The organism is Pseudomonas sp. BJa3, assembly GCF_026343815.1.
Lineage (GTDB): Bacteria > Pseudomonadota > Gammaproteobacteria > Pseudomonadales > Pseudomonadaceae > Aquipseudomonas > Aquipseudomonas soli.
In genome coordinates, this window is sequence record NZ_JAOXMC010000012.1 from 199220 (window position 1) to 211962 (window position 12743).

Sequence of the window (12743 nt, forward strand, 5' to 3'; positions counted from 1 at the left end):
GGCCGCTGTGCGGCCCCGTTCAGATAATCAACCCTGCCACTTGCCGCCCTCGACGATCACGCTCTCAGGCTTGGTATCGTCGCTCAGTTCCTTGCGCACGTACTGGTCATACAGCTTGAGCAAGAACTTCTCCTCGCCGAGCTTGGCCAGTTCGGTGTTCACCCAATCGCGCAACTCGGTATTGCCCTTCTTCACCGCCGGGGCGATCGGTGCTTCATCACCCAGCAGCTGTGGCAGCACGCGGTAGCCCGGGTTCTGCTTGGCCCAGCTGAACAGGATCAGGTTGTCCTGGGCATAGGCATCACCCCGACCGTTGGCCAACGCGGCCAGCGACTCGGTGTTCTTCTCGAACTTGAGCAGTTTCCAGTCCGGGTGGGTCTTGGTCAGCCAGATGTCGGCGGTGGTGCCGGTGGTGACGATGATGGTCTTGTCGGCCAGGTCGTCGAGCTTCTGCACCGGACTGCCGTCGGCGACGATGGCCTGCACCGCCACGCGCAGGTTGGGGTTGGTGAAGTCCACGGCCTCCTTGCGTTCCGGGGTGACGGTCATGTTGGCGAGAATCAGGTCGACCTTGTCGCTCTGCAGGAACGGGATGCGGCTGGCAGGCTCGACCGCGACGAACTCGACTTTGTTCTCGTCGCCCAGCAGGTCCTTGGCGAAGCGCCGGCCGATGTCGGTGTCGAAACCCACGTAGCGGCCGCTTTCATCGACGAAGCCGAACGGTGGCTTGTCGGTGAACACGCCGACGATCAGCTTGTCGCGGGCCTTGATGGTTTCCAGGTAGCTGCTGGCCGGCGAGGCGGCGGCGGGCTTGGCCGGATCTTCGGATTTGTTGCAGCCGGCCAGCAGGGCCAGGCCCAACAATGGCGCGAGCAGTTTGGCGAACGGGGCAGTCTTCATGACAGTTCCTTGTGCAATGGCTTAGACAGTGTCTTGGGCAGGCTTTCGACGAACGAGAATTTCTCCAGGAACTGCTGCGCGCGTGCGGTCTGCGGTTGAGTGAAGAAGCGCTCAGGGTGGTTCTGTTCAAGGATCCTGCCGGCCTCCATGAACACGATGCGGTCGGCCACCGCGCGGGCGAAGGCCATTTCGTGAGTGACGATGAGCAGGGTCATGCCTTCGCGGGCCAGACCCTGGATCACCTGCAGCACCTCCTTGACCATCTCCGGGTCGAGGGCGGCGGTGACCTCATCGAAGAGCATCACCTGTGGGTTCATGCATAACGAACGGACAATGGCGATGCGTTGCTGCTGACCACCGGAGAGCTGGCGCGGGAACGCGTCACGCTTGTCCAGCAGCCCTACCCGGGCCAGCAAAGCCTCGGCCTGGGCCTGGGCCTCGTGGCGTTCGCGCTTCTGCACCTTCAGCGGCCCCAGCAGCAGGTTGTCGATCACGCTCATGTGGCCGAACAGGTGGTAGCTCTGGAACACCATGCCGACCCGTTGGCGCACCTGGCGCCAGTCGGTGTCGGGGCCGAGCAACTCCTGGCCGTCGAGGCGCAGGCTGCCGCCCTGGGCCTCTTCCAGGCCGTTGAGGCAGCGCAGCAGGGTGCTCTTGCCACAGCCGCTGGGGCCGAGGATCACCACTACCTCGCCGGCCTCGACCTTGAGGTCGATGTCTGCAAGCACCTGGTGCTGGCCGAAGAACTTGTTGAAACCTTGGAATTCGATCAATGGATTCATGCGTGGGCCCAGCGCCGCTCCAGCACGCGGGAGGCGGCTGACAGCGGATAGCAGACAAGAAAGAAGAACAGAAACAGCGCGCCGTAGATCAGCACCGACTCGTAGGTGCGTTCGATGATCTGCTGCCCCGCCTTGATCACTTCGACCACACCGATCAGCACCGCCAGCGAGCTGGTCTTGATGATCCGCGTGTAGATATTGATGGTCGGCGGGGTCATGCGCTTGAGCGCCTGAGGCAGCAGCACATAGGCATACAGCTGCCAGCCGCCCAGGCCGATCGACAACCCCGCCTCGCGCTGCCCGCGTGGCAGCGACTGCAAGGCGCCGCGCACCACTTCGCCGACCTCGCTGGCGCCCCACAGGCCCAGCACCAGCACCGCGCACCAAAAGCTGGGGATGCTCAGGCCGAAGAAGATCGGCAAGCCGAAGAACACCAGGTACAGCCAGACCAGCACCGGAATCGCCCGGAACAGCTCCAGGTACACCTGCAGCAGGATATTTAGCCAACGGCTACCGAGTGTCGCCAGCACGCCGTAGAGCACGCCGCCCAAGGTGGCGAACAGGATGCCCAGGGCCGAGATCGCCAGGGTCTGCCCGGCGCCCATGGCCAGTTGCGGCAGCGAAACCAGCAGCAGCTCAATGCCCGAACTGGCCATGTTGCAGCCTCCGTTCCAGGTAGCGCAGCAGCAGCGATAGCGGCAGGAAGATCAGCACGCAGAGCAGGGTCAGCACGGCGAGCATTTCGTAGGTCTTGTAGTACAGGGCGATGTAGTTCTTGGTGGTGTAGAGAATCTCCGGCACCGCCACCGCCGAAACCACGGTGGTTTCCTTGAGCAGGAAGACGAAATTGGCGAACAGTGCCGGCAGGCTGAGGATGCCGGCCTGGGGCAGGATCACATGGCGCAGCAGCTGGCCCTCGGAAAGGCCGATGGAGCGCCCGGACTCCAGTTGCGCCCGCGGCACGGCCTCGACCCCGGCGCGCAGTACCTCGGTGAGGTAGGCACCGCCCATGAACGTCAGGGTGATGATCGCGGCAGCGAAGCCGGTTACCTTCACCCCCAGGCTCGGCAAGGCGAAGTAGACGAAGAACAGTTGGATCAGCAACGGAGTGTTGCGGGCCAGCTCCACGTAGCCCTTGACCAGGCGCCACAGGTACGGCGTTCGCAATACCAGGATCGTCGCGTTGAGCAGCGCCACCAGCAATGAGGTGGCGATTGCGATCACCCCGACTTGCAAGGTCACGCCAACGGCCTTGAAGAAGGCCGGCAGTGTGCTAAGCATGAAAGCGGTGTCGAAGCTCATGGAAGGGGCCTCGGCACGGGGTCACGAAGGTACGGCATGGGAAGGTCCAGGGTCGGCACGAGGGTTGCTCGGCGTCGTTTCACGAATAGTGGCGCTGTGCCGGTAAGCACGATTCCTAGACTCTAAAGGCATAAAAATATTTTTATAAATATCTTTATCGCATATCTATATCACCACCCCGTGACGCTCGGAAATTTCCTTCACCAAACGCGGATCTTTCCGAGAATTTTCCCCTCCAAGGGATTTCAAACTGTGACTTGCACGGCCCATCACATTCAACAAGGAAGACAACGATGAACAGCCCCTGCTTGCCTGCTTCGAACGAACAACTGCTGTGGCTCCTGGCGCTGCGCCGGGCCCTGGCCAGTCAGCGCTGAAGCGCCACTACTGGCTGCCCCCCTCTTCAAGCCAGCCCAAACAAAAACGCCGACGCAAAATGCGTCGGCGTTTTTCGTACCAGGTCGCGTATCAGAACGCCGGCAGTACCGCACCGCTGTATTTCTTCTCGATGAATGCCTTCACTTCCGGGCTGGTCAGCGCCTTGGCCAGCTTCTGGATGGCCGCGCTGTCCTTGTTGTCCGGGCGGGCAACCAGGAAGTTCACGTATGGCGAATCGCTGCCTTCGATCACCAGGGCGTCCTTGGCCGGGTTCAGGCCGGCTTCAAGTGCATAGTTGGTGTTGATCATGTCCAGGTCGACCTGATCCAGCACACGCGGGAGCATGGCCGATTCAAGCTCCTTGAACTTGAGCTTCTTCGGGTTCTCGGCGATGTCCTTCGGCGTGGCCAGGGCGTTCTTCGGATCCTTCAGGGTAATCAGCCCGGCCTTCTGCAGCAGCAGCAGGGCACGGCCACTGTTGCTGCCTTCGTTGGGGATGGCCACGGTCGCGCCGTCCTTCAGCTCGGTCAGGCTCTTGACCTTCTTCGAGTAGCCACCAAACGGTTCGACGTGCACGCCGATCACGGTCTCCAGGTGGGTGCCCTTGCCTTCGTTGAAGTTCTTCAGGTACGGCAGGGTCTGAAAGTAGTTGGCGTCCAGGCGCTTCTGGTCGACCTGCACGTTGGGCTGGACGTAGTCGGTGAAGACCTTGATCTCCAGGTCCACGCCTTCCTTGGCCAGGGTCGGCTTGATCAGCTCGAGGATTTCCGCGTGCGGCACAGGCGTGGCGGCGACCACCAGTTTTTCAGCGGCGTTGGCGAGGCCCGCGAACGACAGGGCGGCGGCCAGGGCGGTGGTCAGCAGGGTCTTTTTCATGGTGATCCTTGTTCTATAGCTGGGCCATCGCAGATGGCGAGTCGGGTGCCCATCCGTTCGGGTGGGCGTGAACCGGACAATACCGATTATTTTTATTCCGTAACAATATCTTTTACTTAGCTGCTTATTCCAAAAACAAATCGCCATCATGACCTTTGGTCATGAGCGACACCGCGCGGCTCTAAGGCGCGGTTTCACCCAGTCGCGCCAGGGCTTCGCCCAGCAGCCCACGCAGTTCAGCGAGGGTCTGCGCTTCGCCGCCACGGCGTAGCTGTTCCAGCTGTCGCGCCAGGTTGGCCAGTGGGCGGGTGTCCGGCAGGTCGAGGTGCTCAGGGAGGATTTCATCGCCATCGCTGACCAGCAGGGCGAAGTGAATGACGTTCTCCAGCTCGCGGGTATTGCCCGGCCAGGCATGCGCTTCGAGCGCCTGTTGTGCCGCCTCGCTGATCAGGGGAACCGGCCGATCCAGGCGCACGCTGTAGATCCCCACGAAGTACTCGGCCAACGGCAGGATATCGCCGACCCGATCACGCAGCGCCGGCAACTCCAGCTCGCCTTCGTGCAGGTAATGGTAGAGCCGCTCATTGAAACGCCCCGCGCGCACTGCCAGCGCCAGGTCGATGCTGGAAGCGGCCACCAGCCGCACATCGACCGCCTGCGGCTGCGTGGCGCCGACCCGGATCACCTCACGATTCTCCAGGGCGGCCAGCAGCTTGCCCTGGACCGCCAGGGGCAGGTCGGCGATCTCGTCCAGATACAAGGTGCCGCCATTGGCCGAGCCGAACCATCCGGCGCGACTGCTGGCAGTACCACCCTGACTACCGGCGCTGTAGCCGAACAGCTCGGCATCGGCATAGGTCGGGCTGATGGCCGCGCAGTTGACCGACACGAACAACCCGCCCCGATCACTGGCGCGATGAATCTGCCGGGCCAGCAGCTCCTTGCCGGTGCCGGTCTCGCCGCGGATCAGCACCGGCAACGGTTGTGGCGCCAGCCGTTCCAGGGCCTGGCGCAGCGCCTGGGAGCGCGGGTCGACGAACACCAGCGCCTTGGCGCGGATGCTCAGCGGGCTCTTGTCCAGCTCGGGGAAGGTCAGCAGCGGCTGACCGAATGGTGTGTGAAATGTCATGGAATACTCCCGCCCCGGCCGCAAGCGGTCGAGGGACTCAGCTCAGTCGATGAAAACCTGTGGATCAGGCGCGGCGCAGGGCGCGCAGGTCGACACGGGCCTGTAGCCGGTAGAGATAGGCAAAGCCTTGCTCCCAGCGTTGGTGCCCGGACTTGACGTTGATATGCCCGGCGTTGGCCAGCAGCCCGGCTTCGGCGCCCCAGGCCTGCGCCAGGTACAACGCGCGCGGCACGCTCACCGCCGGGTCGTTGTCTGAGCTGACCACCTGACTGGGGAACGGCAGGGCCTGCAGGGGAATCGGCGCAAAATTGCGCAGCGCTGGCGCGCAATTCGGTCGCTCGACATCCGCCGGTGCCACCAGCAGCGCGCCGCGAACTCTTTGCTGTAGATCAGGGCTGGCCTGTGCGGCCCAATGCGCGACCGTGATGCAGCCGAGGCTGTGGGCGATGAGAATCACCGGCGAGCGCTCGGCGGCAATCGCCTGCTCCAATGCCTGTACCCAATCGCGCCGTTGTGGCGTGAGCCAGTCGCTCTGCTCGACCCGGGCGCTGTTGGGCAGGCTGCGCTGCCAGTGACTTTGCCAATGGTTGTCTGGCGATCCTTGCCAGCCCGGCACAATCAGGTAACGAATCGACTCATTGCGCATGGGGACGCCTCCGGAAGTTTGCGTGCTTGGGTGCAAGTATAGGGAGGGGGTTATATTCGTAAAGGAATAAGAAGCTATTTATTAATAACTAAAATGCCTATGTGGAAGAGGCTTGGTTTCGAGCAATAAAAAAAGGGCCATCCCCTGCCAAGGAAAATGGCCCCTAAGCACTTGCCTGAAGAGAGTATCGCCGGTCAGCGCGCGGTGATCACCGCCAGCTTGCTGATCCCGGCACGCTCGATCGCCGCCATCGCCCGGGCGACCTCGCCGTAGTTCACACCATCGTCGGCCTGCAACTGCACACGCAGCTCGGCGTCCTTGTCCTTGGCAGCCTTGAGGTTGGTCTCCAGCAGGTCGGGCTGGATCTCATCCTTGTTGATGAACAGCTTGCCGCTGCCGTCGATGCTCACTACCAGCGGGTCCTTCTGCTCCACCGGTGCCACGGCCTCGGTCTTGGGCAGGTTGATAGGGATGGCGTTGGTCAGCAACGGCGCGGTGACGATGAACACCACCAACAGCACCAGCATGACGTCCACCAACGGCGTGACGTTGATTTCACTCAACACTTCATCGCTGTCCTGGGTCGAGAAGGCCATGTCAGGACGCCTCCTTCACAGGTTGGGTGAAGCCGGTGTGCTGGCGCTGCACCGCCGGATGCACCAGCACGCGGAAGGCACTCTTCTGCGCCAGGCTGTAGAAGTCGTGGGCGAAGTCATCGAGGTCGGCGGCGGTCAGCTTGAGGCGACGGAGGAAGTAGTTGTAGACCAGCACCGCCGGCACCGCGACGGCGATACCCACGCCGGTGGCCACCAGTGCGGCACCGATCGGCCCCGCCACGGTCTCCAAACTCGCCGAGCCCGCCGCGCTGATGCCCTTGAGCGCTTCCATGATGCCCCACACCGTGCCGAACAGGCCGATGAAGGGTGAAGTGCTGCCGATACTGGCCACCACCGCCAGGCCGGTTTCCAGCGAACGACGCTCGCGAACGATCTGCTGGCGCAGGGCGCGCTCCAGGCGGTCCTGGTGGTTGATGGCCTGGCTCAAATCGTTAGCGTGACCAGGCTCGCCAACCGCGATCGCCGCGAATCCCGCCTGGGCGACACGGGCAGCCGGGCCTGGCAGATCGTGGGCCGGCTCCGCGGCAGAGTCGAGGCTGGACGCGGCCCAGAACTGCTGGTGGAAGCGCTTGTCCTGGTTCTTCAGGCGCACGAACTGCACGACCTTGACCAGGGCCAACGCCCAGGTGGCGACGGAGAAGCCGACCAGCAGCCAGATGACCGCGCCTTCAACGGATTCGAGGGGAGATGCCAACAAGCTCATGATGAAGTCCTTCCTGTGTGCGCTCGCAAGTTAACGAAGCTTGAAATCGATCGGTACGCTGACCCAACCCACCTGGGCCACCTCGCCCTGCTTGGCCGGGACGAAGCTCCAGCGTTTCACCGCGGCTAGCGCGGCGGCGTCCAGAGCGTCGCGACCACTGCTTTTCTGGATCTGGATCTGCCCTGGCTTGCCACTGGGCAGCACCTCGACGCGCAGCAGCACGGTGCCCTCCCAGCCACGGCGCTGGGCCATCTGCGGATATTCCGGCGCCGGGTTCTTGAGGTAGGCGGCGTTGGCCGAGGCTGGCGTCACCGGGGCCGGCGCGGCCACGGGCGTCGGCGTGGGTGGCGGCGCCTCGACCGGTTTCGGTTTCGGTTTCGGCTGCGGTTTTGGCTGTGGCTTGGCCACAGGTTTGGGCAAGACTTTCGGCTTGGGCTTTGGCTTGGCAGCCAACTCGTCGATCACCGGCGGTGGCGGTTCGACCACAGGCGCTGCCGGGGCTGGCGGCGGCAGCTCGACGACCGGCGGCGCGGGCGCGGCGAACTCGATGGTCATGGGCGGAATCTGCGGCGGAACGATGGGCAACGCCGGGGTCGGTGCCTGGTTGATCCAGTAGGCGACGGCACCGTGCAGGGCCAGCACCAGCAGCACCAACGCCAGCTTGTCGCGTCGTTTGAGGCCGCTCAGTGGCGTGCGTTGCAGGCGTAACTGGCCAAGCGGCAGGCGTAGCGTGCGTCCGAGCTCGACCAGGTCGCCCGATGCCGGGTGCCAAGGCTGCTCAAAGGCCCTGACGGCCGACTGGACATTACCCATTGCTAGAAACTCCTGGGGTGTTGATTCAGGTGTGTGGCTGAATCATCGACGGCAGGGGCTTAGGCCATGAAGGAATGTTTAAATTTATTATTATAGCTTTTTTTGCTATCGATTTTGTCCGGTCCGCTGCAAGCCTTGGCACCAGCGACCTCTAGCCGGGTCGGGTGTTCGACATGCCTGGAAGGCATGAAAAAAATGCTCAAATGGCATGTGGGCAACTGCCCCGCGATTGCGTCCGCCAGGTAACAAAAAACCCGGGACCAGGCCCGGGTTCTTCATTCACATCCAGTAGTTCAGATATCCGTCACCTTCTGCCACACCTTCGGCCGGAAGAACAACGTCTCCCCCCGCGCCAACCCGGTCAAACTGTCATGATCCTTGACCACCTCGGCCTCGATCAACTCGCTCTGCCCTTCCACCTTCAAGGTGACCCGGGTGGTGGCGCCCAACGGGCGGATATCGCGGACCTCGGCGGCATGGTGGCCTTCGGTCTCATGGCGCGACAACGACACCTCGTGCGGGCGGAACAGTACATGGTGGCCTTCGCTCAGCGCCAGGCGGTTGGAGTCACCCAGGAAGTGGTAGACAAAATCGTTGGCCGGTTTCTCGTACACCTCGCCCGGCGAACCGATCTGCTCGATTACGCCCTTGTTCATCACCACGATGCGGTCGGCGACTTCCATGGCCTCTTCCTGGTCGTGGGTAACGAATACCGAGGTCAGGTTGATGTCTTCGTGCAGCCGCGCCAACCAGCGGCGCAGTTCCTTGCGCACCTTGGCATCCAGCGCCCCGAACGGCTCGTCGAGCAGCAATACCTTGGGCTCCACCGCCAGGGCACGGGCCAGGGCGATACGCTGGCGCTGGCCACCGGACAGCTGCTCGGGGTAGCGATCGGACAACCAGTCGAGCTGCACCATGTTCAGCAGCTCGTGGACCTTCTCGGCGATCTTGCTCTCGCTCGGGCGCTCGCCCTTGGGTTTCATGCGCAGGCCGAAGGCGACGTTGTCGAACACGCTCATATGGCGGAACAGCGCGTAGTGCTGGAACACGAAGCCGACGTTGCGATCACGCACGTCGTGCCCGGACACGTCCTCACCATGGAACACGATGCTGCCGTCATCCGGGGTTTCCAGGCCGGCGATGATGCGCAGCAGGGTGGTCTTGCCGCAGCCCGACGGGCCCAGCAGGGCAACCAGCTCGCCGCTGTGGATGTCCAGGTTGATGTTGTCCAGGGCCTGGAAGCTGTTGAAGCGCTTGCTGACGTTACGAACTTCGATCGACATGAATCATTCCTCCGCGGCGCTGTGGCGCAGGCGGTTAATACGGTTCTCGCTCCACTGCTTGAGCAGCAGGATGAAGAGCGCCAGGATCAGCAGCAGGCTGGCCACGCTGAAGGCCGCGACATGGTTGTACTCGTTGTAGAGGATCTCCACGTGCAGCGGCAAGGTGTTGGTGACGCCACGGATATGCCCGGAGACCACCGATACCGCGCCGAACTCGCCCATGGCCCGTGCGGTGCACAGCACCACGCCGTAGATCAGGCCCCATTTGATGTTCGGCAGCGTGACGTGCCAGAACATCTGCCAGCCGTTGGCCCCGAGCAGGCGCGCGGCCTCCTCTTCCTGGGTGCCCTGCTCCTGCATCAGCGGGATCAGTTCACGGGCGACGAACGGCACGGTGACGAAGATGGTCGCCAGGACGATGCCCGGCAGGGCGAAGACGATCTGGATATCGTGGTCCTGCAGCCACGGGCCGAACAGGCCCTGGGCGCCGAACATCAGCACGTAGACCAGGCCGGCGATCACCGGTGACACCGAGAACGGCAGGTCGATCAGGGTCACCAGGATACTTTTGCCACGGAAGCTGTACTTGCTCACGCACCAGGCGGCACTGACCCCGAACAGCAGGTTCAGCGGCACCGAAATGGCCACCGCCAGCAGGGTGAGCTTGAGCGCAGACAAGGCATCGGCCTCGAAGATCGCCTCGAAGAAGGTGCCGAAGCCGTTTTTCAGGGCTTGGGACACCACGATCACCAGCGGCAGCGCCAGGAACAGCGCAAAGACGATCCAGGCCAGGGTGATCAGCACGCGGCGCGAAGTGGCACTGCCACGCCGGGCGGCGTTGGCGGCGGCGGTCGCGCCAAGGGTTGATGAAGACATTAGCGGGCCTCCTTCAAGGGGTTTCGATGCGCCGCTGCAGCAAGTTGATCAGCAGCAGCAGGATGAAGGAAACCACCAGCATCAACACGCCGATGGCAGTGGCGCCGGTGTAGTCGTACTGGTCGAGCTTGACCATGATCAGCAACGGCAGGATCTCGGTCTTCATCGGCATGTTGCCGGCGATGAAGATCACCGAACCGTACTCGCCAACGCCACGGGCAAAGGCCAGGGCGAAGCCGGTCAGCCACGCTGGCAGCAACGCCGGAGCCAGTACATGGCGGAACACCTGCAAAGGCTTCGCGCCCAGGCAGGCGGCAGCCTCTTCCACCTCACGCGGGATGTCAGCCAGCACTGGCTGCACCGTGCGCACCACGAACGGCAGGGTGACGAACGTCAGCGCCAGGGTGATGCCCAGTGGGGTGTAGGCGATCTTGAAACCAAGATCCGTGGCGAACTGACCAACCCAGCCCGCAGGGGCGTACAAGGCGGTCAAGGCAATGCCGGCCACGGCGGTGGGCAGGGCGAACGGCAGGTCGATCATCGCGTCGATGACCTTGCGCCCGGGGAAGGTGTAGCGCACCAGCACCCAGGCCAGCAGGGTGCCGATCACGCCGTTGATGATGGCGGCGAACAGGGCGGTGCCGAAACTCAGCTTCAGCGCGGCGATGACCCGCGGCGCGCTGACGATGTTCCAGAACTGCTCCCAGGTGAGCTGCGAGGCATGGATGAACATGGCCGCCAGCGGTATCAGCACGATCAGGCTGAGGTACACCAAGGTGTAGCCCAGCGTCAGCCCGAAGCCGGGTATGACGGGGGAAATGCGACGTGACATAAAGGTCCCTGGTTGAACGCACGAAGCCCGGGAGTCATCCCGGGCCGGTGCAGGCTACTGAAGGGTTTTGTTTGTGGGGCTGCTGCGCAGCCCCGCTTGTTCATTGCCGATCACTGTGCCTGATAAATCTGGTCGAACACACCGCCATCGTTGAAGAACTTCGGCTGCGCAGTCTTCCAGCCACCGAAGTCCTTGTCGATGGTCACCAGGTCCAGTTTCGGGAACTGCTTGCCGAATTCGGCGGCGACCTTCGCGTCACGCGGACGGTAGAAGTTTTGTGCAGCGATCTTCTGGCCAGCCGGGCTGTACAGATGCTTGAGGTATTCCTCGGCGATCTTCTCGTTGCCCTTCTTCTCGGCGTTCTTGTCGACCACCGCCACCGGTGGCTCGGCCAGGATCGACAGCGATGGGACGACGATCTCGAACTTGTCGCTGCCACCGTCTTCCTTCAGCGCCAGGAAGGCTTCGTTTTCCCACGCCAGCAGCACATCGCCCTGGCCGTTGTTGACGAAGGTGATGGTCGAGCCACGCGCGCCGGTATCGAGCACCGGCACGTGCTTGAACAGCTCCTGCACGTAGGCCTTGGCCTTGTCTTCACTGCCGCCGGTCTTCAGGCCGTAGGCCCAGGCGGCGAGGAAGTTCCAGCGGGCGCCGCCGGAGGTCTTTGGATTGGGCGTGATCACCGAGACGTCTTTCTTGATCAGGTCGCCCCAGTCCTTGATGCCTTTCGGGTTGCCCTTGCGTACCAGGAACACGATGGTCGAGGTGTACGGCGTGCTGGCGTCCGGCAGGCGCTTCTGCCAGTCCTCCGGCAGGGTCTTGCCGAGCTTGGCGATCTCGTCGATGTCGCCGGCCAGGGCCAGGGTCACCACGTCGGCGCGCAGGCCGTCGATGACCGCGCGGCCCTGCTTGCCCGAACCGCCGTGGGACTGCTGGATCTTCACCTTGTCGCCGGGGTTGGCGGCTTGCCAATGCTTGATGAACTCGGCGTTGTACTGCTGGTACAGCTCGCGGGTCGGGTCATAGGACACGTTCAGCAATTCGTAGTCCTTGGCGATCGCGGAACCGGCAAAAACGGCACTGGCCAGGGCGGCAAGCGCATAACGGCGGATGGACATGGTGAAGCTCCCGATTGGCATTTTTCTAGTTTTGAAGGGGTGCGGTGTCAGCCGGTCTTGTTGCCGGGCTGCTGCAGGCGGAACTTCTCCTTGCGTTCAATCTGCACCACCTGGGCGTTGTGCACGGTGATCTCCACCGCGCCAAAGCGCAGGTCGCGCAGGGCACTCTGGATTTCACGCAGAATGGTGGCTTCGTCCTGACCGTCGATGCTGCGCAGAGATGCACTCATGCTCGTTCTCCTGTGAGTAAGGGAGCCGGGCAGAGGTTTTGAAGGGGATTTGCGCCTGGCTTGAGGGCAATACTAGTGAGGCGCGGATATTCTTAAAAATAATGTTTAAGAATGTTTATATAACCATTAGCACGAAAACTGACCCCTGTGGGAGCTGGCTTGCCCGCCCTAGCCCCGGGGCGGGGGACGACCCCAAAGCGGGCCCACCCCCGCCCACCGGATGCGCGAGGGTTAAAAGAACTAATTTACCGCGCGCCG

At 62.9% G+C, this 12743-nt stretch carries 15 protein-coding genes; all 15 read right to left on the reverse strand.

From position 1 onward, the window contains the following. Positions 1–27: 27 nt before the first annotated feature. A complete protein-coding gene (locus OH705_RS17175) occupies positions 28–900 on the reverse strand; it encodes a transporter substrate-binding domain-containing protein (RefSeq protein ID WP_267302599.1) in 873 nt (290 codons plus the stop codon). Beyond that, positions 897–1682: an amino acid ABC transporter ATP-binding protein gene (locus tag OH705_RS17180; RefSeq protein WP_023631066.1), complete on the reverse strand. Its 786-nt coding sequence runs from the start codon at positions 1680–1682 to the stop codon at positions 897–899. The genes OH705_RS17175 and OH705_RS17180 overlap by 4 nt, the downstream gene beginning before the upstream one ends. Then, the gene (locus OH705_RS17185; RefSeq protein ID WP_094010962.1) at positions 1679–2338 is read right to left on the reverse strand and encodes an amino acid ABC transporter permease; all 660 of its coding nucleotides are present in this window, start codon (positions 2336–2338) and stop codon (positions 1679–1681) included. Before OH705_RS17185 ends, OH705_RS17180 begins: the two co-directional genes overlap by 4 nt. Further along, on the reverse strand, positions 2319–2984 hold the full coding sequence (locus tag OH705_RS17190; protein ID WP_110604149.1) for an amino acid ABC transporter permease: 666 nt from the start codon (positions 2982–2984) through the stop codon (positions 2319–2321). Before OH705_RS17190 ends, OH705_RS17185 begins: the two co-directional genes overlap by 20 nt. Positions 2985–3452: 468 nt before the next feature. Beyond that, positions 3453–4238 (reverse strand): MetQ/NlpA family ABC transporter substrate-binding protein, encoded by a 786-nt coding sequence (locus tag OH705_RS17195; protein ID WP_031315208.1) that lies wholly within the window; start codon positions 4236–4238, stop codon positions 3453–3455. Between the two features lie 181 nt (positions 4239–4419). Continuing rightward, positions 4420–5367 (reverse strand): sigma 54-interacting transcriptional regulator, encoded by a 948-nt coding sequence (locus OH705_RS17200; protein ID WP_267302600.1) that lies wholly within the window; start codon positions 5365–5367, stop codon positions 4420–4422. A 64-nt stretch (positions 5368–5431) separates the two neighbouring features. Beyond that, positions 5432–6013 (reverse strand): alpha/beta hydrolase, encoded by a 582-nt coding sequence (locus OH705_RS17205; protein WP_267302601.1) that lies wholly within the window; start codon positions 6011–6013, stop codon positions 5432–5434. A 194-nt stretch (positions 6014–6207) separates the two neighbouring features. Then, the gene (locus tag OH705_RS17210; protein WP_028688526.1) at positions 6208–6609 is read right to left on the reverse strand and encodes an ExbD/TolR family protein; all 402 of its coding nucleotides are present in this window, start codon (positions 6607–6609) and stop codon (positions 6208–6210) included. A 1-nt stretch (position 6610) separates the two neighbouring features. Continuing rightward, entirely contained in the window at positions 6611–7333 is a 723-nt protein-coding gene (locus OH705_RS17215) for a MotA/TolQ/ExbB proton channel family protein (RefSeq protein WP_038707008.1), read from the reverse strand. A gap of 30 nt (positions 7334–7363) precedes the next feature. Next, positions 7364–8146: an energy transducer TonB gene (locus tag OH705_RS17220; protein ID WP_267302602.1), complete on the reverse strand. Its 783-nt coding sequence runs from the start codon at positions 8144–8146 to the stop codon at positions 7364–7366. 293 nt (positions 8147–8439) lie between these two features. Further along, positions 8440–9429: a sulfate/molybdate ABC transporter ATP-binding protein gene (locus tag OH705_RS17225; RefSeq protein ID WP_267302603.1), complete on the reverse strand. Its 990-nt coding sequence runs from the start codon at positions 9427–9429 to the stop codon at positions 8440–8442. A gap of 3 nt (positions 9430–9432) precedes the next feature. Continuing rightward, positions 9433–10305 carry a sulfate ABC transporter permease subunit CysW gene (cysW, locus tag OH705_RS17230; RefSeq protein ID WP_046853746.1) on the reverse strand — a complete coding sequence of 291 codons (873 nt, stop codon included), beginning with the start codon at positions 10303–10305 and terminating at the stop codon, positions 9433–9435. A gap of 13 nt (positions 10306–10318) precedes the next feature. Then, positions 10319–11137 (reverse strand): sulfate ABC transporter permease subunit CysT, encoded by an 819-nt coding sequence (cysT, locus tag OH705_RS17235; RefSeq protein WP_023629656.1) that lies wholly within the window; start codon positions 11135–11137, stop codon positions 10319–10321. 110 nt (positions 11138–11247) lie between these two features. Further along, a complete protein-coding gene (locus OH705_RS17240; protein ID WP_031314766.1) occupies positions 11248–12255 on the reverse strand; it encodes a sulfate ABC transporter substrate-binding protein in 1008 nt (335 codons plus the stop codon). A gap of 47 nt (positions 12256–12302) precedes the next feature. Next, positions 12303–12485: a sulfur starvation response protein OscA gene (gene oscA / locus OH705_RS17245; protein ID WP_003258557.1), complete on the reverse strand. Its 183-nt coding sequence runs from the start codon at positions 12483–12485 to the stop codon at positions 12303–12305. Positions 12486–12743: the final 258 nt, after the last annotated feature.